This window comes from Mycobacterium szulgai (assembly GCF_002116635.1).
GTDB lineage: Bacteria > Actinomycetota > Actinomycetes > Mycobacteriales > Mycobacteriaceae > Mycobacterium > Mycobacterium szulgai.
On the sequence record NZ_LQPW01000019.1, the window covers coordinates 142,893 to 158,989 of the forward strand.

Sequence of the window (16,097 nt, forward strand, 5' to 3'; positions counted from 1 at the left end):
GGTCGCGCCGGAAACGACGCGAGGCACGCGATCCGCTCGGTCAGTGGCTACCGGGCCTGCGTCGGACTAGACCGTCATCGAGCATCTGTTGGAAGTGCTCGGTGGCGGTCTGCTCGACGGGCCGATAGGTCAGTCCGAGTTCGTCTCGGCTGCGGCTGTTGTCGAATGCCAGCGGGTAACCCACGTTGCGGTCGACGAACTTTCGCGTCAGCCCCACAACGGGTGCGATGGCCTTCACTATCACCTTGGGTATCGTCGTCCTCGGGAACGGATAGAGCGGGCCGTACCGGCGGCGCAGCATCTTGCCGATCTCTAGCAGAGTGAGCGAATCCGCGTTGACGATGTAGCGGCCGTGGGCCTCGGGGGTCAAGCCGGCACGCAGGTGAGCATCGGCGACATCACGCACGTCCACCACACCCATGGTCAACGCCGGAGCTCCGGTGAGCAGGGTTCCGTCAGTGAACTGCTTCATGGTGCTCAGGCTGGCCGAGTCGCTGGCGCTGGTCAGGGCAGGGCCGAGGACCAGGCCGGGGTGGATGGTGACCATGTCCCAGCGCTGCTGCGCCTTCTGGTAGCTCCAGGCCTCCCGCTCGGCCACCGTCTTGGAGTACGGATACGGTTGGTGGTCAACGCTGCTGGTGGTGTTCCAGTGCTCGTCGGTGAAGATGCCGCCGGGGACATCGCGAGACTCACAGGCGTCGCCGTAGATCGCGACCACGCTGCTGGTCAGCACCACGCGCTTGACCGATTGCGTGCGGTTGACCGAGTCCAGAACGTTGCGGGTGCCCTCCAGCGCCGGGCGCACCAGCGCTTCCTGCGCGTCCTTGAACCCGGAGAGCAGAAATGGCGATGCGGTGTGCATGACGAGTTCGCATCCGTCCATGGCCTCGTCGAAGCTGGCGGGTTCGAGCAGGTCGGCCTTGAACAGTCGGAGCCGACCTGGGTGATCGTCTGAAAGCTTGTGCAGATGTTCCAGACCGGAAGTCTTTTGCGGGTTGCGTACCGTGCCGTGCACCGTGCGTCCTGCTTCGAGGAGTAATCGGACGATCCAGCTGCCGATGTAGCCGCTGGCGCCCGTGACAAGCACCGGCGCTTCCGGATCGATCGCCGTCGATGATGTGTTCACCTGGGCGCTCCTCTCTGGTGGTCCTTGCCGCCATAGCGTATTGCCTGCGCGATCTCCCGAGCTGCACGGATACAGGACGCCCCGGACTTGCAGCCCTGCGGGACAGGGCATTGCAGCGATAGATCGTTACTCGTGGGCGAAGACAGAGTCCGTGTGCGGATCGCCGATAACGGCGTGGCAACGGCGACGATGGTGCGCGCCGACGAGCGCAATGCGCTCGACCAAGCAATGTTCGAAGGCTTGGTGGCAACGCGACCTTTGGCGTAGCCGCAGGTCGTTTCGCGCCTCTTCGGGTACTTTCGCGTAGCCGAATTTGACGTCTCCGCAGCTCACAGCCATTTTAGGGATGGGTTCGATTCCCGGCAGCTCACTGAATACCAGCTGTTCAGAGCCATGAAGGCCGCTGAATCGGCGAGTCACGTCAAGATTTTTGCGTTGGGCGACTTGCTGAGGAACTTCTGGATTGCAATCCCCGCGGATGTGAGTTCACGTCAGACCGCTCGACTAGCGGGGACGACTACCAGCTCTACTAGGTAGGCCTCATCGACCACTCCGCCGGGAAATATGTCCAGCAACGCTGTTCGCTCGTTGGCAATGAGCCGGCTCAAGATGTCCGATGGGAGCGCCGCTAGATTGGAACCACTGGTCAGACAGGCTATATGAGCCTCGACTGGCATCGACCGGCTCCAGCGCATGCGACGTACGGCCGGATCCGTATTGGGAAGGCAGCGCCGCACGACATCAACGACGGTGACGCCCGGGCGAAGATAACCGGGATGCACTCCGGGAAACGTCGGAATCGGGGCATAACGCAATAAGCGCCGTTCCTGCTCGGCAACCCACTCGATCTCACGGTCGGGGAGGTTCCAGAACAACACCAATGCACCGCCCGGCCGCAATACGCGCATTGCCTCGTCTGCAGAGCGCGTTGGGTCCGTCCAGTGCCAGGACTGGGCGTAGGTGACGACGTCGGCGCTAGCGGCTTTTAGGGGTAACGCTTCGCCGATTGCTCGTATCAAGGGCACTTCGGGCAATGACTGCCGAAGTTGGGTGGCCATTGCCGCGCCTGGCTCTACCGCGACCACCCGGGCGCCCCGCTCTTTGAGGAGTCCAGTCGCAATCCCTGTTCCGGCGCCCACGTCGATCACTTCGGCGGTACGGAACGGGCGAGCAGTCATTTCCTCGATCGAGTCGAACACGGCCGGTGGGTAGCCCGGTCGGTACGCGGCATAAATGTCAGCGATCGATTCGAATGCTGCTATCCCGTCTCGATCAACAACCATGACCTCTAGTCTCTCGAATGGTTCCCGCCGCGACCATCAAGGCAGGGCAACTGTCCGAAATTGCTCGCAGTGGAAGGTGTCCCGAGTATGCTGCCAGACCAGCTAGAAGCCATAAAGGAAAGAAAACATAAGGCCACCATGCCGTCCGTCCTGACCATCACCGCCTGCTTGGTAACCGCAGGACTGTTGGTTCGAATGGTCATTGCCGGGTTTATCACTCGCAATGGGATCTTTTCATGGCCGATGTTTACGGATCCTTCTTACTGCTTTTGGGAGTTGGTGGCTGAAACGCCGACTGGTCCAGAAAAAGTCAACTTTTGGGATTACACGGTCACGGTGGCCGAAATTGATCTGACCCGGGATAGGGGACAGCAGTTCCTGGATTTTCTGCGCGAAGTGAAATCTATGCATGTCCATGGGCGGCTGGTCATCCTCGACGCTCAGGGATTGCATGAGATGAGAGTGGTCGATGGGCATTTGGTGGATTGATGCCGTCAGCGCGGCATTCGATATGCGGGTGCCGGCTTTGCCGAGCAACCTTTTCCGTGTCGGTATCGCGATCGCGGTCCTGTGGAAATTTACTTCGGATCAATTTTCCGGCGCATGGCACTTCCTCGACGAGGGTAGCTTTGCGCGGTTTCGCTACCTGAGCGCCCATCCACATGGGCCCTTCCGCAGTGTCGCGGTATATCGGGTGGCCTACCTGGCTAAATGGGTAGCCGCCGCAGGCCTTATCCTCGACGTCGGGCCACAGATCTGCGCACTGGTGCTGGCGGGCTGGTTCGCCTTGGAGGCTGGCTACGACCGGAGATTCCACATCATCTTTTTAATGCTGACTTGCATTATCCTCGGTGTCGATTGGGGTTGCGGCAACATTTTGCGACCTGACCAGATATCTTGCCTGGTCAACACCGACTGTCGTCATAATCTGGTTAACACCGCCACCACCTGGGTGTGGCCGAAATGGATAACCTTGCTGCTCGTGACGCAGGTTTACTGGGCCAGTGCCTATGCAAAGGTGCGTTCGCTGCAGTTCCGATCGAGCGATGTATTGGTCGCAACGAGTCGGTTCCTCTATATGAACCGCCCGCATTTGCGGCATTGGGAATTTTACTATCCGAAGATTATGGTGAAATACCTCATCGAGGCGCCGGCCGACGTGTGTCGACGCCGATGGGCGCCGGCGACGTGGGGAACCATTGTCGGTGAGGCATTACTGCCGTTCGGACTGGCGACCCCGGTTCCCTCGATCTTCTGGGCCGCTTTCACTGTCGGTGTCATCATGCACGTGGGCTTCACCACGTTGCTTCCCCGCAGACTGGTGCCTTTCACCATCGCCTGCGTTGCTGCGTACCTGATGATTATCCCGATCTGGGTATGACAGGAATCCGTCGCCGCCAAAATGATTGCCTAGTAACGCCTGTGTCGTCCATCGTGGAATTGGCTATCACGTGCAGTTGGGGCCATATGCTGTGTGCAGGCCCCAACTGCCTAGCCTATCTACCGAGGTAGACGAGCTGTCTTTCATTCGGCCACGAGTACATTGGCCGAATACGATGTCTCCTCATCGCGGAATAACACGTCGTAGGACACTTGCTCACCTCCTTCCTGTTCCGTCCTGGATTTGAACCCATGCCGGTATAAGGCAAAGCATTTATGCCCTGCGGTAGCCAACAGATGCTAAATCCGATACTTCAACGCTGTCCAGCGAGATCATGTCTGGATTTTCTGGCCATGGAGCCATCTCACTGACGAAGAGCGAGTTCGTCGGTCACTTTGCTGCAAACCGCCACGCGACCTCTCGGCGTGAGCATAAGCTCCGGCTACTCGGCGATCAGTATCGGTTGGGCGACTTCGGAATTGCCCTGAGATGGTGGGAGCGGTGCGGTGTCATATGTTGTTGCGCTGCCCGAGACGGTGTCCGCCGCGACAACGGACGTGGCTTCGATTGGTTCGTTGGTCGCGACGGCAAACCGAGGCGTGGCCGGTGCCACCACGGAGGTGTTAGCCGCCGCCGAAGACGAGGTGTCGGCGGCGATCGCGGCGTTGTTTTCCGCCCACGGCCAGGGTTACCAAGCTCTTAGCGCACAGGCGGCGTCATTTCATGAGCGGTTTGTGCAGACACTGACACGCGCGGCCGGTGCTTATGTCGCCGCCGAGGCAGCCAACGCGTCGGTTTTGGATGCGTTTGAGCAGGCCCCAACGAGCCTGGCCACCGGGTTCGGCCGGTTGGCCAACGCGGTCGTCGCCGACACACCGTCGCTGGCCAACAGAGTTCAATCCGCCGCACTGTGGCCGGTAAAGCCCCTCCTGAGTTTGTCCGGACTCGAAACTCCACTTGCCGCGGCAAATAATCCCCTTTGGCAGCTGCTCGAAGACCCACCGCTAGCGTGGTACATCGGCAACGCCCCGTCACTGTATTTGACTTGGCTAATGGGACAAACGGTCCAGCTCGGCACGTACGACGGGATGCGCGTCGTACAGATCACGCCGGCTCATCCAAGCGGCGAATACGTGGTTGCGATTCATGGTGGCGGGTTTATCCTTCCGCCCTCGATCTTTCACTGGATCAATTACTCAGTCACGGCGAACGCGACAGGCGCGACCATGGAAGTCCCGATTTACCCGTTGGTGTGGCAAGGGGGTACCGCCGGCGTCGTCGCGCCCAAAATGGCGGGCCTCATGTCCTCGTTAGTCGCCGAACACGGGGCCTCCAACGTCAGCGTGATCGGCGACTCAGCGGGCGGCAACATCGCACTAGCGGCCGTTCAACACATGGTGAGCCAGGGTGACCCCGTACCGTCGCGCATGGTGTTGCTGTCCCCGTGGCTAGACGTCGGAAATCCGTGGCACGACGCTTTCGATTTGCAGATCGCACACATGTGGGCAGGCAATCTGCCGCTGAACAACTATCTGGTGAGTCCGCTGTACGGGTCCCTTGCCGGACTTCCGCCGACGTATGTCTACTCGGGGTCATGGGATCAACTTGCGGCCCAGGCGGCTGTCCTTCAGCAAGCAGCCGTAGCCCAAGGAGCCCCATTCCGCTTCGTGCTGGCCAACTACCAAACCCACGACTGGGTTCTGTTCAGCCCGTGGGGCTTGCTCTACTGGCCGCAGATCAACCAGGAATTAGGTATCGCGGCCTGATTGCTGTCGAGCAGTGCGGGCCAGGGGCACCGCCTACGAGCAGAAGTCGCATGAATCCTCTTTAACCGGAGGTGGATTGTCTCCGTCCCACACATCGCTCGGTAGCTTGCCCTGGTACGGAACGTTGCCGGCCGAGTGCTGTACCCAGTACCACGTGTGACAGACATTCATGTCCCATTGGTAGGCGACCCCCGGTCCGGACGACATGTCGTAGCGGGAATACACCATGGAATCGCCCGGACACCACGTGTGCGGTGGTAGGGGTCGGGCCTGTGCAGGAGCTGCCAGGCCCAACCCACAGCTAGCCAACACAGCGGATACCAGTGCTGCGATTCGTCGGTTCATGTTCTGATGCCTCCGTCGGTTGGTAACCACAGCGTGCTCCTGATTGCTTGGAGAACTCTTGCGTCGGCCGGGCAGCCGGTCCCGGCGCGATAGATTGCCACTCGTGAGCGAAGACAGAGTCCGGGTGCGGATCGACGACAACGGCGTGGCAACGGCGACCATGGTGCGCGCCGACAAGCACAATGCGCTCGACCAAGCGATGTTCGAAGGCTTGGTGGCTGCCGCAGAGCAGTTGGCAGGTGATACATCGGTCCGCGCGGTCGTTCTCCACGGTGCGGGCAAGAGCTTCTGCTCTGGTTTGGACGTGGCAAGTTTCATGGGCGGCGAGCGTGGCACGGGCGTTCTGTTGTCCCGAGATGAGGACCGGACGGCGAACCTCGCTCAGCGCGTGAGCTACGACTGGTCGTTGGTACCGGCGCCAGTCATTGCCGCGATCCACGGCAACTGCTTCGGCGGCGGTCTGCAGATTGCGCTCGGCGCAGACATCCGGATCGCCGCGCCGGACGCGAAGCTGAGCATCATGGAGATCAAGTGGGGACTCGTTCCCGACATGGGCATCACGCAGACACTGCCGAGACTATTACCGATCGACGTCGCGAAAGAGTTGACGTTCACGGGCCGAATCGTCTCCGGCAGCGAGGGTTGCGAGCTCGGCTTGATCACTCGGACGGCCGCGGATCCACTATCAGCGGCGTTGGCACTCGCGGGCGAGATCGCACTGAAGTCACCGGATGCCATTCGTGCGGCGAAGCGCCTTTACGACGAAACCTGGATCAGCAACGACCCTGCGGCCGCTCTTGCGCTCGAATCAGTTCTGCAGACCGGCCTCATCGGCACACCCAACCAGATCGCCGCCGTGGTCGCTGGAATGTCCGGGGAGCAACCGGTTTTCGCCGACCCCGCTTAGTGCCGCTAGCATTGGGCATTTCGCGCCCGCTAGGCGTTCCCGACGAGCCATCACAGCGGCTGCGTTGGGCGCGGCCCCACTTGCCAGCGCAGATGTAGTTCCCAATATGACTGACGGTGTGAATGAAGGACGGCCCAGCGGTAGCCGCACCGGAAAGTTCATCGTCGGGCGTGACCCTGGCGGTGCTGCTGTTGGTTTACGCGGGAACCGGACGTCGGGGTGGCGGCCGCGTACCCGGTGGTTGGCGTTCGACAAATTGGTGGCACGGGGAGTGTGGAGGAGACTCATACCCGTACCGCTAGTGGGGCTTTCGCGCAGTCGCCAGATGGTGACGCGTTGATATGCGCGCACCCAACTGACACCTGGGTAGTACGTCCGGCTCCGAGTTAGGCCCGGGGTTCCCGGATTGTTGCCCCTGGCAAAAGGGCGGGCGCGCGGTCCGCTTCAACCGGACTCTGTTCCTCGGCGCAAGTCCTACTCATTCCCGGCACTCGCGTTGATGCCTGCCCCGCGAGTCGATTGTATCGGCGAAATGCGTCAAAGGTGTTGATTTACAGCTTATTTCGCTGATCCGGCGGGACCTGTAATTGCGCAGTCAATCGAGGGCCTCGCCGGACGTGTTTTGGGCACATCCTTTGCCTCCGGAGGCCAATGCTCGGGGCAGGTTCGGCTGACAGGCCGGCATCACGAAACGGATTCAATTCCGGGCAGTTCCACCGAATTACAGCACCTACTTCGGGGTGCTCACCGGCCGACTGGTGAACGGTGTTCGACGCCGTTCGCCGGCCTACCGAAGTCGAGCCTGCATGACTTCCGTAAGCCGCGTTGGGGCATTTGGTCCCTTATATCCCCGCGACCTCGCTCGTAGCATCTGCCGCACGGATTGCTCGATTGTTTCCTGCGACGTTTGCTGGGCACCGGGTTAGGAGGGTCAATCATGGTGAATTTTCCGATGCTGCCACCGGAGATCAACTCATTGTTGATGTTCAGCGGTGCCGGTTCTGCGCCGATGCTGGACGCGGCTGCGGCATGGAATGGATTGGCCGATGAACTTGGGGCCGCTGCGAATTCATTTGCCTCCGTGACCTCGGGGCTGGTGAACGAAGCTTGGCAGGGACCGGCCTCGGCGGCCATGGCCACTGCTGCCGCCCCGTACACGGGCTGGTTGAGCGCGGCATCAGCACAAGCTGCCGGGGCAGCCGGCCAAGCGCAGGCGGTGGCCAGCGCATTCGAGGTCGCACAGGCGGCCACGATCCACCCGTTGGCGATAGCAGCCAACCGCAATGCGTTTGTCCAATTGGTGCGGTCGAATTTCTTCGGGTTGAACGCGCCGTGGATCATGGACCTCGAGGCCCTGTATGAACAGATGTGGGCCGCCGACGTCTCCGCGATGACTAGCTACCAGGCCGAAGCGGTGGCAGCGGCCGCCGGTTTGAACCCATTCGAGCAATTGCTGCAAGCCTTGCCGTTCAACATCGGCATCGGCAACAAGCCCGGCACTACGGGCAACATCGGCAACGGCAACAACGGCAACGCCAACATCGGTAGCGGAAACACCGGCAGTGGGAACCTCGGCGGCGGGAACGGTACTGCCGGACACCCGAGCAGTGGGAACATCGGCAGCGGAAATCTCGGCAACAGAAACTTCGGCAGCGGCAACTTCGGCAACGACAATATCGGTTTCGGAAACACCGGCGACCCGCATACCAGCTCAAATCCCGGCGCAAATTTCGGCATCGGGAATTTTGGCAACGGAAACTTCGGCATCGGAAACAACGGTATCGAGAACGTCGGAGCTGGAAATAGTGGCACCGGAAACGTCGGCTTTGGGCTTACTGGAAATAGATTAGTCGGGTTCGGAAATGCCTATTACAACTCGGCAACCGGTCAGTTCACGTTCGCCGGACTGAACTCCGGTACCGGCAACATCGGCTTCGGCAATTCGGGCCACAACAACATCGGCTTTTTCAACTCCGGGCACGACAACGTCGGCATCTTCAACTCAAACCTCAACGGGCTGAACACCTTTGGCAATGTCGGTATCGCGAACTCGGGCGCGGGGGGCAACGCTGGCTTTGGGAACTCGGGTCTAGGCACCTTTGGTATCGGGAATAGCGGATGGCTCAACACCGGCTTCGGGAACAGCGGGTCACTTGACACCGGCTTCGGGAATGCGGGCGCGTTCAACACGGGCTTCTATAATTCCGGCGACACGAACACCGGCAATGGGAATTCGGGCAACGTGAACACAGGTATCTGGAATTCGGGTGACGTCAATAACGGGATCGGGATCACCACCGACAGCGGTCTGCTCAACTCGGGCGTAGGCAATACAGGTAGCTACATATCCGGCTTCTTCAATTCAGCTACCGGCACGGGGCCTTCGAGTGGGACCATCTCAGGTATTGGAAACCACGCGGTGGGCACCTCGCCCACAGTCGGCTTGATGTCGGGCTTCTTTAACACCGGCGTCCAAGGTACCGCCGCCAACTCCGGCTCGGTCTCGGGTTTACTCAACAACGGTTTCCAGGTATCGGGCGTGCTCAACATTGAGGAAGTGCCCGACTGACGTCGTACGCGTTAACGGCAGTCGAAAAGATTGGCGCCCGCGCGAGTAGCGTCGTCGCCAGCTAAGTGATCAGCCGAATGGGTGCGATTATGAAGGCTCTATTGATCGTGGCAGCCATCATCGCGGCTGCGGACGACCCGGATCCGGATACCGAAGACGACGCCGAGCATCCGAGCCGAGCGCCCACGACGGCGGTGCGCTATAGCCCGGTAGAAGTGCTGCGCAGCAAGGACTTTAGCCAATACACCGCAACAGACTATGCCGACGCGCAGCGGTTGATGGCTCGTCTTCGTGCGACAGCGGCGATGCGACGCAGCAGGCGCCGACGGCCCGCCAAGTGGCGGCGGCATTCGCGGCCTGACATCCGCGCGACTGTGCGCCGTGCGTTGCGCATCGGCGGCGAGCCCATCCGCCGGGCCTGGTTCGCGCCGACCCTGCAGCCCCGCAGGTTGTTTTGTTATGTGACGTCAGCGGCTCGATGGACCCCTAGTCCCGGGCGCTACTGCGGTTCATGCACGCAGCGGTGGTTGGCCGCCGCCGCGTGGAAGCCTTCACCATGGGAACGCGCCTGACCCGGGTGACGCGGGAATTGTTGTCCCGCAATCCCGATGAAGCGCTGCGTCGCGCGGGCGCGGTGGTGCCCGACTGGTGTGGGGGAACTCGAATTGGGGACACTGTGCGCGACTACAACGACGAGTGGGGGATGCGGGGCATGTCTCGCGGCGCCGTGGTGGTCATCCTCTCGGATGGCTGGGAGCGAGGCGACCCGACCGTAGTCGCCGATCAAATGGCGCGGTTGTCACGCGTGGCTCACAAGGTGGTATGGGTCAACCCACTCAAGGCGTCGCCCGGTTACGCCCCCCTGGCTCGCGGTATGGCCGCAGCACTGCCCTACATCGACGACTTCGTCGAGGGCCACAACCTCAACGCATTGGACGATTTGCTCGAGGTCATCTCGAGGCAGTCGGCGGCACGTTAAAAGTAAAGTTTCACAAGGACATTCGCTAGCAAGCCGGCCAGCTTCGGCGCTGGCCGGCTATCGGTGGTGTCTGCGCACAATGTCCGCGACGCGGGCCGCCAATAACCCGCTCCGGTAATGAAACTAGTTGTTTGTCGGTGGTGGTTGGGGTTGGAAGGGTTCGTACCACCACCAGTTGGCCCGCTCGCCGATTGGTCCCGGGTACGGCGCCACCGCGGGCGGGGGTTGAGTTGGCGGACGCGCGAGCGAACCTGCGCGCAGCGGTCGGCCGGAGCTATCGGTGACGGTGAGATCGTCTGCGGGACCGGTGATGGTAATGCGGCCACGATGATGCAACCGGTGGTGATAAGGGCAGACCAGCACCAGGTTGCCCAACTCGGTGGGGCCGCCGTCCTCCCAGTGGCGGATATGGTGCGCGTGCAGGCCGCGGGTGGCTTCACAGCCGGGAACCGCACACGTGGGGTGACGGTGCTCGAGCGCGCGGCGCAGGCGCCGGTTGATCTCACGGGTCGCTCGGCCGGAGCCGATGACCTCGCCGTTGCGCTCGAACCAGACCTCACAGGTGGCATCACAGGTCAGGTATTGACGTTCGGCTTCGGTGAGCAGCGGACCCAGATGCACTGCGGCGGAACGCTGCTCAACGTCGACGTGCAACACCACCGTGGTGTGGTGCCCGTGGGGCCGGCGGGCCGCCTCGGCGTCCCATCCGGCTTCGACCAAGCGCATAAATGCCTCGCCTGTGGCAGGCAACGGGGGCCGCTGATCTGAGCTGCGCTCGGCATTACCGTGATCGCGCTTCCACTCGGAGATCAGCGCATCACGATGCGACGCCAGCGCCGCGTCGAACTTCGCCGCATCGAGGTGCGGGAGTCTTATCCGCCAACAAGTGAACTCCTCATCGGAGGTCTTGGTGATCGAGGGCCGCGGAGGAGGCTGGGGCCCAGGATCAGGTTCGGGTCGTGGTTCCAGCTTGACCGCGGTGCGCAGCTGGCTGACCGTGGCGACCCGGGCGAGTTCCGCATAATGCTCATCGGATCCCTCACCCGCCCGTGCAGCGATGACGCCTACCTGATCGAGCGACAGTCGACCCTCGCGCATGCCCTGCGCGCAGCGAGGGAACTCCTCGAGCCGGTGTGCGACGGTGGCGATCGTGTGAGCGTTTGCCGATGACGAGCCGATCTTCCAGGCGACCAACGCCGCGACCGACCGTGCGCCCGTGGCGCCGCACAACTCGTCGCGATCCATCTCGGCGACAATCTGCACGATGCGCCCATCGATCGCATTGCGCTGACCGGCTAACTCCGCCAACTCCTCGAACAGCACCTCAAGACGCGCGGCGGGATTCACTGCGGTCGAGGGCATGACTTCATCATCGCAGGGGGGTACGACAATTCTCGGCTACCCATTGTGGGCCGCGGCGTGACAGGCCGACCGTTACACGGACATCAAAAATATTGCGACCGAACGCAACTCGCCCGGTTACCGGTCGGTGCGTTCGGGGATGACGCCGGCGAGCTCGAGAATCCTGGTCGGTGGGAGATGCTGTTCGGTGATCCGGACGCCGAGATCGGCGAGGGCATCCTCTACCGCATTGGTGATCGCCGCCGGTGCGCCGATCATTCCCCCCTCGCCGACGCCTCGATAGTTGAACGGATGTCCGTCGGCGTCTCGACGTGGTGAATCTCGATCGCGGGGATCTCCATCGCCGTCGGGATCAAGTAGTCCATGAACGTCCCCGACCGGGGCTGCCCGTCCTGCCCGTACGTGGTCTTCTCGTAGAACACCGCACCCACGCCCTGCGCGACGCCACCCCGGATCTGGCCCTCGACGATGGCCGGGTTGATCATCTCGCCGCAGTCCTCCACGACCGCGTAGCGAAGAATCTTCACCTGCCCGGTTTCGAGATCGACCTCCACCCAGCACACGTGGGTGGCCTGCGCCCACCCTCCTTGGCCGCCGTTCCAGTCGCGGTGAATCCGGATGGCCTCACCGCGGCCCTGTCGGTCGTTGCCGGCCGCGCCGTCGACCACACCCCGCCGCATCGCCTCCTGCGCGACCTCGCGGAAGGTCCGCGACATCGCAGGCACGCCCGCGACATGAATGTCACCGCCTTCGATGACGATGTCCGCCGGCGATGCCTCCAGCAGGTCGGCGGCGATGTCGACAATGTGCTCGCGCAGCGTGTGCGCAGCCAGCGCGACCGCACCGCCCGCCATCGCCGCCGACAGGCTTCCGCCGGTGCCCGAGATGCCGAATGGCGCGAATTTCGTATCGCCGTATCTGACCCGGACGGCCTCGACCGGAACGCCCAGCTCATCGGCGGCCACCTGCGCGAGCGTCGTCTCGTGGCCTTGGCCATGGGGCACCTGCCGGGTGTGGAGCGTGACGCTGCCGTCGCCTTCGAGGACCGCGTGGATCGGCTCGGAGCCGGCGAACGCGGACAAGCCGGGCATGACCGCGTCCATGAATCCGAGTGGCCCGGGAGCCCCTTCGATGTAGGTCGCGATCCCGAGGCCGAGGCGGCGTCCCTGCTCCCGAGCCGCCGCCTGGAATGCGGGCGATGAGCCCGCGCGCATACTTGAGATCATTTCCCCCGCAGGATTTGAGCAGTTCTTCGACGAGCTTGCTGACCTCGGCGGTGTGGACAAGATATCGACACAGGCCCTCGATGAACTCTGTGCACGGTACGAGTTGGAGATGGATGTCGACAGTGTCCCCGGACTATGCAAACGCTTCGACCTGAAATATCCCGGTAAACCTATTTGATGAACAAGGCCGAGGCCGGTCTCGTGGGCGCCTTCGCCGAACGCGCTGCTCCCGGCAGCACATCGATTGCAGCAACCATGTCTCCGAAACAACAGTGAGAGGGAACCCCCGCATGTCCAGGCCCGAATTCTTCGTCACCCCCGGATACGGCGAAATCGCCCGTACCCGTAACCACTACAGCCAAGCTTTACGCATCGGTGATCGCATCGAGATCTCCGGGCAAGGCGGCTGGGACGCGGATTTCTCGTTGTCGGCCACATCGCTGGAGGACGAGATCGTGAAGGCGTGTGACAACGTCGAAAAGACCCTCGCTGAGGCGAACGCCTGCTGGGGCGACATCGTGAACATCCACTCCTACCACGTCCCTACGGCCGCCGATTGCATTGGTAATCAACACATGTCTGTGATGGTGGACCAGTTCCGCCAGCGTTTCGGCGAAAGTCTGCCGCTGTGGACCGCGGTGGGCGTCGAGGCGCTCGCACTGCCCGGCCAGCGTGTCGAAATCGAGGTCGTCGCCATAGTCGGATCCGCCAGCAAGTAGACGTCGGTGCCAGGTCGGGAAGCGTAGCCAGTCAAACGCAACTGTGAAAGGTTCATTATGAAGATCGTAGTTATTGGCGGTCACGGACTGATCGGCTCGAAAGTAGCGACCAAGCTCTGTGCGCAAGGACACGACGTAATCGTCGCCTCACGTCGATCAGGTGTCGATTCACTCACCGGTGAAGGACTCGCCAACGCCGTCGCCGGGGCGGATGTCCTAGTCGACGTCGCCGATTCACCCTTGTTCGATGATGAACCCGTGATGCACTTCTTTACGACCACGACGACGAATCTCCTATCTGCTGAACAGGAAGCGGGAGTCAAACACCACGTCGCGTTGTCCGTAGTGGGCGCGCAAACCATGCCAGATAGTGGCTACAACACCGCGAAAGCAGCGCAGGAAAACCTCATCAAGGATTCGGGCCGGCCTTATTCGATCGTGCGAGCAACTCCGTTCTATGAATTCGTGCTCGGCTTGGCCGATTCCGCGACAGACGGAGACGTTGTCAGGCTGCCGCACGCGTTGTTTCGTCCGATCGCCGCAGCCGATGTCGCCACTGCCGTGGCCCGCGCGGCCGTCGGACGTCCTATCAACGCAGTGATGGAGATCTCGGGACCCGAAGCAATGGGAATGGACGACTTTGTCCGCACGGCCCTGGCCGCCAAGGGTGATCAACGCCGGGTCGTGACCGACGCCGCGGCGCCCTACTTCGGTGCGGTGATTGACGATCACACCCTTGCACCCCACGAGAACGCCACCATCTTCGCTACTCGGTACTCCGACTGGATCGACGCCCAATCGAAACAGCCCTGACTGCGTACACAACTGGCAGATGTCGCCCTACTAGTCGTTCAACGCCGACGCGGCTGCGGCTGTGTGTTCTGCTCGAAACTATAAGAAAGACAACGAATGTCACGAGCTACGACTGACTTCGAGTCGAAATCAACAATGGAGCTGGCGCAGGCAGGACGGTCGCAGTTGATTCCTGACGATGCCCGTGTGATGACCGTTCTCATCAACCATCCACCGGGTGCCCCTGGTTACCCGCCACATAGCCTTCCCGGCTGTCCGGGATTCGGTTACATGATTGACGGCGAGATGTTGAGCTCCGAAGTACGAGTCACCTTGTAGCGCTTCAAGCTGCGAAGTCCCGGGACCGCACGCGGCGACGTCGAATGGAAGGCTTTTCGTCAGCGGTTCATTCAGATCAGCCCTGGGATCAAGGCTTTTCGCTCGGCGGGATAATCGGGGAACTTCTCGCGATACCACTTGTGCGTGGCGAAAGCACGCGGGACTAGATTTCCGGCAGTGATCAGCAGGATCGCAACCCCAGCGAGCGACCAGGTCAGTAGGGCAAACCCGGCCCATGCGATCAGCTCGCCCAGGTACGCCGGGCTGCTGACGAACCGGAATCCGCCGCCGTACGGGATCTTGTAATCGGTGGCGCCCGGGTTTTGCTTGTCGCGCAAATTGCGCACGATCGACTCCGACGAGATCAGCAGGAGGAATCCGCCGAGATACACGATCGCTCCGGCGAGAAACCGCGGATCGGTCAGCCAACTCATGCCGTACTGATGTTTGTAGTCGTGGCTGAAGAACGAGCCATTGAGGTAGCCGTGCATCGTGGTGACCAGCATTCCAAGGGCGAGGACCAAGACGTTGAAGCTATTGCGTTTGCCCGGAACCTGTCTGATCGACAGCGGGAAGAACCAGCCCCGGTTGCCGTAATGCAGCAGCCAGATGGCCGCAAGCACCAGCGGCGTGGCGTCGAATCGACGCGGCCCGGTGAAGTAGCAGATCGCAAACACAACGGTTGCGGGGATTTCCATCAGCCACCAGCCCAGCTTTGGGTTGAGATTCACCCCCCGCGCGGTGGAGCCGAATCGACCGTAGGGAGTCTGCCGAAACAGGCCGCCGATGATCACGAATGCTGCGAAGGCCAGGGCGAACGTCAGGACACTGTCATAGGTGGTATTGCCGGTGTACCAGTTCATCGAGCTCCCTCCGCGGTAGAACACCTTCTACCATCACGCGGTCAGCAAGACGAGGTCGGGCACACGGCGGGATCACAACACGTGTCACTGGGCTGGGCGACCCGATGTGCCCACCATTTAGCAACAGATGTTTGACCTGCAGTGTTGTTCTCAAGCTGGTAGGGCGAGTGCGCGCCGTATCACCCGCGGCAGCGGCCGGTGTTGGGCATGTGTCTGGAGAGCCGCCGCCCACGCCGGCAGCGCCGCCGCGGCTTGCGTTGCCGGCTTCGCCGGTGCCCTATTCGGGTGTGGTCGGCTAAATGCGGCCACCGTCCGTCATCCACTCGAGGTTAGCGACGCAGCGCGCTTGAGACAAGACGGATTGTCATTTATGTATGGCCATCTATGCGTTGTCGGAGATGTTTCGTTGACTTTCTTGATTGACCGCCATACGTTTTGTA

General features: G+C 61.7%; 16 protein-coding genes. 10 read left to right on the plus strand and 6 right to left on the minus strand.

The features are described from left to right. Nucleotides 1-40: 40 nt before the first annotated feature. The gene (locus tag AWC27_RS05280) at nucleotides 41-1,126 is read right to left on the minus strand and encodes an SDR family oxidoreductase (protein ID WP_245846856.1); all 1,086 of its coding nucleotides are present in this window, start codon (nucleotides 1,124-1,126) and stop codon (nucleotides 41-43) included. Nucleotides 1,127-1,258: 132 nt separating this feature from the next. On the opposite strand from AWC27_RS05280, the gene AWC27_RS29925 reads away from it, so the two are divergent. Beyond that, complete coding sequence (locus AWC27_RS29925) at nucleotides 1,259-1,393, plus strand: hypothetical protein (RefSeq protein WP_276075819.1); 135 nt, start codon at nucleotides 1,259-1,261, stop codon at nucleotides 1,391-1,393. Nucleotides 1,394-1,617: 224 nt separating this feature from the next. Here the strand turns inward: AWC27_RS29925 and AWC27_RS05285 are convergent, their stop codons facing one another. After that, nucleotides 1,618-2,409, minus strand: coding sequence for a class I SAM-dependent methyltransferase (locus tag AWC27_RS05285; RefSeq protein WP_085669511.1), 792 nt, complete (start codon nucleotides 2,407-2,409; stop codon nucleotides 1,618-1,620). An 87-nt stretch (nucleotides 2,410-2,496) separates the two neighbouring features. On the opposite strand from AWC27_RS05285, the gene AWC27_RS05290 reads away from it, so the two are divergent. From AWC27_RS05290 to AWC27_RS31475, 7 genes are all read left to right on the plus strand, one after another. Further along, entirely contained in the window at nucleotides 2,497-2,898 is a 402-nt protein-coding gene (locus tag AWC27_RS05290) for a hypothetical protein (RefSeq protein WP_085669512.1), read from the plus strand. Next, nucleotides 2,879-3,790 (plus strand): hypothetical protein, encoded by a 912-nt coding sequence (locus AWC27_RS05295; RefSeq protein ID WP_085669513.1) that lies wholly within the window; start codon nucleotides 2,879-2,881, stop codon nucleotides 3,788-3,790. Before AWC27_RS05290 ends, AWC27_RS05295 begins: the two co-directional genes overlap by 20 nt. 506 nt (nucleotides 3,791-4,296) lie before the next feature. Beyond that, a complete protein-coding gene (gene lipY / locus AWC27_RS05300; protein ID WP_085669514.1) occupies nucleotides 4,297-5,556 on the plus strand; it encodes a triacylglycerol lipase LipY in 1,260 nt (419 codons plus the stop codon). 448 nt (nucleotides 5,557-6,004) lie between these two features. Further along, the gene (locus tag AWC27_RS05310) at nucleotides 6,005-6,808 is read left to right on the plus strand and encodes a crotonase/enoyl-CoA hydratase family protein (protein ID WP_085669516.1); all 804 of its coding nucleotides are present in this window, start codon (nucleotides 6,005-6,007) and stop codon (nucleotides 6,806-6,808) included. A 937-nt stretch (nucleotides 6,809-7,745) separates the two neighbouring features. Continuing rightward, complete coding sequence (locus AWC27_RS05315) at nucleotides 7,746-9,377, plus strand: PPE family protein (RefSeq protein ID WP_085669517.1); 1,632 nt, start codon at nucleotides 7,746-7,748, stop codon at nucleotides 9,375-9,377. A gap of 89 nt (nucleotides 9,378-9,466) precedes the next feature. After that, on the plus strand, nucleotides 9,467-9,949 hold the full coding sequence (locus tag AWC27_RS31470) for a hypothetical protein (RefSeq protein WP_211281571.1): 483 nt from the start codon (nucleotides 9,467-9,469) through the stop codon (nucleotides 9,947-9,949). Then, nucleotides 9,889-10,356: a VWA domain-containing protein gene (locus AWC27_RS31475; RefSeq protein ID WP_211281560.1), complete on the plus strand. Its 468-nt coding sequence runs from the start codon at nucleotides 9,889-9,891 to the stop codon at nucleotides 10,354-10,356. The genes AWC27_RS31470 and AWC27_RS31475 overlap by 61 nt, the downstream gene beginning before the upstream one ends. A 123-nt stretch (nucleotides 10,357-10,479) precedes the next feature. Here the strand turns inward: AWC27_RS31475 and AWC27_RS05325 are convergent, their stop codons facing one another. The 3 genes from AWC27_RS05325 to AWC27_RS05330 all read right to left on the minus strand — a co-directional run bounded on the left by AWC27_RS05325 (nucleotide 10,480) and on the right by AWC27_RS05330 (nucleotide 12,932). Next, on the minus strand, nucleotides 10,480-11,718 hold the full coding sequence (locus tag AWC27_RS05325) for an HNH endonuclease signature motif containing protein (RefSeq protein ID WP_085669518.1): 1,239 nt from the start codon (nucleotides 11,716-11,718) through the stop codon (nucleotides 10,480-10,482). 117 nt (nucleotides 11,719-11,835) lie between these two features. Next, nucleotides 11,836-11,976: a hypothetical protein gene (locus tag AWC27_RS31845; RefSeq protein ID WP_245846859.1), complete on the minus strand. Its 141-nt coding sequence runs from the start codon at nucleotides 11,974-11,976 to the stop codon at nucleotides 11,836-11,838. Beyond that, entirely contained in the window at nucleotides 11,973-12,932 is a 960-nt protein-coding gene (locus AWC27_RS05330) for a molybdopterin cofactor-binding domain-containing protein (protein ID WP_245846860.1), read from the minus strand. Before AWC27_RS05330 ends, AWC27_RS31845 begins: the two co-directional genes overlap by 4 nt. 302 nt (nucleotides 12,933-13,234) lie before the next feature. Here AWC27_RS05330 and AWC27_RS05340 point away from each other — a divergent pair, with 302 nt between their 5' ends. After that, nucleotides 13,235-13,663, plus strand: coding sequence for a Rid family hydrolase (locus AWC27_RS05340; RefSeq protein WP_085669519.1), 429 nt, complete (start codon nucleotides 13,235-13,237; stop codon nucleotides 13,661-13,663). Nucleotides 13,664-13,720: 57 nt separating this feature from the next. Next, entirely contained in the window at nucleotides 13,721-14,476 is a 756-nt protein-coding gene (locus AWC27_RS05345) for an SDR family oxidoreductase (protein WP_085669520.1), read from the plus strand. Nucleotides 14,477-14,865: 389 nt separating this feature from the next. Here the strand turns inward: AWC27_RS05345 and AWC27_RS05355 are convergent, their stop codons facing one another. Then, nucleotides 14,866-15,657 (minus strand): methyltransferase, encoded by a 792-nt coding sequence (locus tag AWC27_RS05355; protein ID WP_085669522.1) that lies wholly within the window; start codon nucleotides 15,655-15,657, stop codon nucleotides 14,866-14,868. Nucleotides 15,658-16,097 lie beyond the last annotated feature (440 nt).

Coding starts and splice junctions, on each gene's coding strand:
- AWC27_RS31475 (WP_211281560.1), top strand. CDS start 9,889: ATGCACGCAGCGGTGGTTGGCCGCCGCCGCGTGGAAGCCTTCACCATG.
- AWC27_RS05285 (WP_085669511.1), bottom strand. CDS start 2,409: ATGGTTGTTGATCGAGACGGGATAGCAGCATTCGAATCGATCGCTGAC.
- AWC27_RS05295 (WP_085669513.1), top strand. CDS start 2,879: ATGGGCATTTGGTGGATTGATGCCGTCAGCGCGGCATTCGATATGCGG.
- AWC27_RS05330 (WP_245846860.1), bottom strand. CDS start 12,932: ATGCGCGCGGGCTCATCGCCCGCATTCCAGGCGGCGGCTCGGGAGCAG.
- AWC27_RS05325 (WP_085669518.1), bottom strand. CDS start 11,718: ATGCCCTCGACCGCAGTGAATCCCGCCGCGCGTCTTGAGGTGCTGTTC.
- AWC27_RS05315 (WP_085669517.1), top strand. CDS start 7,746: ATGGTGAATTTTCCGATGCTGCCACCGGAGATCAACTCATTGTTGATG.
- AWC27_RS05290 (WP_085669512.1), top strand. CDS start 2,497: ATGCTGCCAGACCAGCTAGAAGCCATAAAGGAAAGAAAACATAAGGCC.
- AWC27_RS05345 (WP_085669520.1), top strand. CDS start 13,721: ATGAAGATCGTAGTTATTGGCGGTCACGGACTGATCGGCTCGAAAGTA.
- AWC27_RS05355 (WP_085669522.1), bottom strand. CDS start 15,657: ATGAACTGGTACACCGGCAATACCACCTATGACAGTGTCCTGACGTTC.
- AWC27_RS31845 (WP_245846859.1), bottom strand. CDS start 11,976: ATGATCGGCGCACCGGCGGCGATCACCAATGCGGTAGAGGATGCCCTC.
- AWC27_RS05340 (WP_085669519.1), top strand. CDS start 13,235: ATGTCCAGGCCCGAATTCTTCGTCACCCCCGGATACGGCGAAATCGCC.
- AWC27_RS31470 (WP_211281571.1), top strand. CDS start 9,467: ATGAAGGCTCTATTGATCGTGGCAGCCATCATCGCGGCTGCGGACGAC.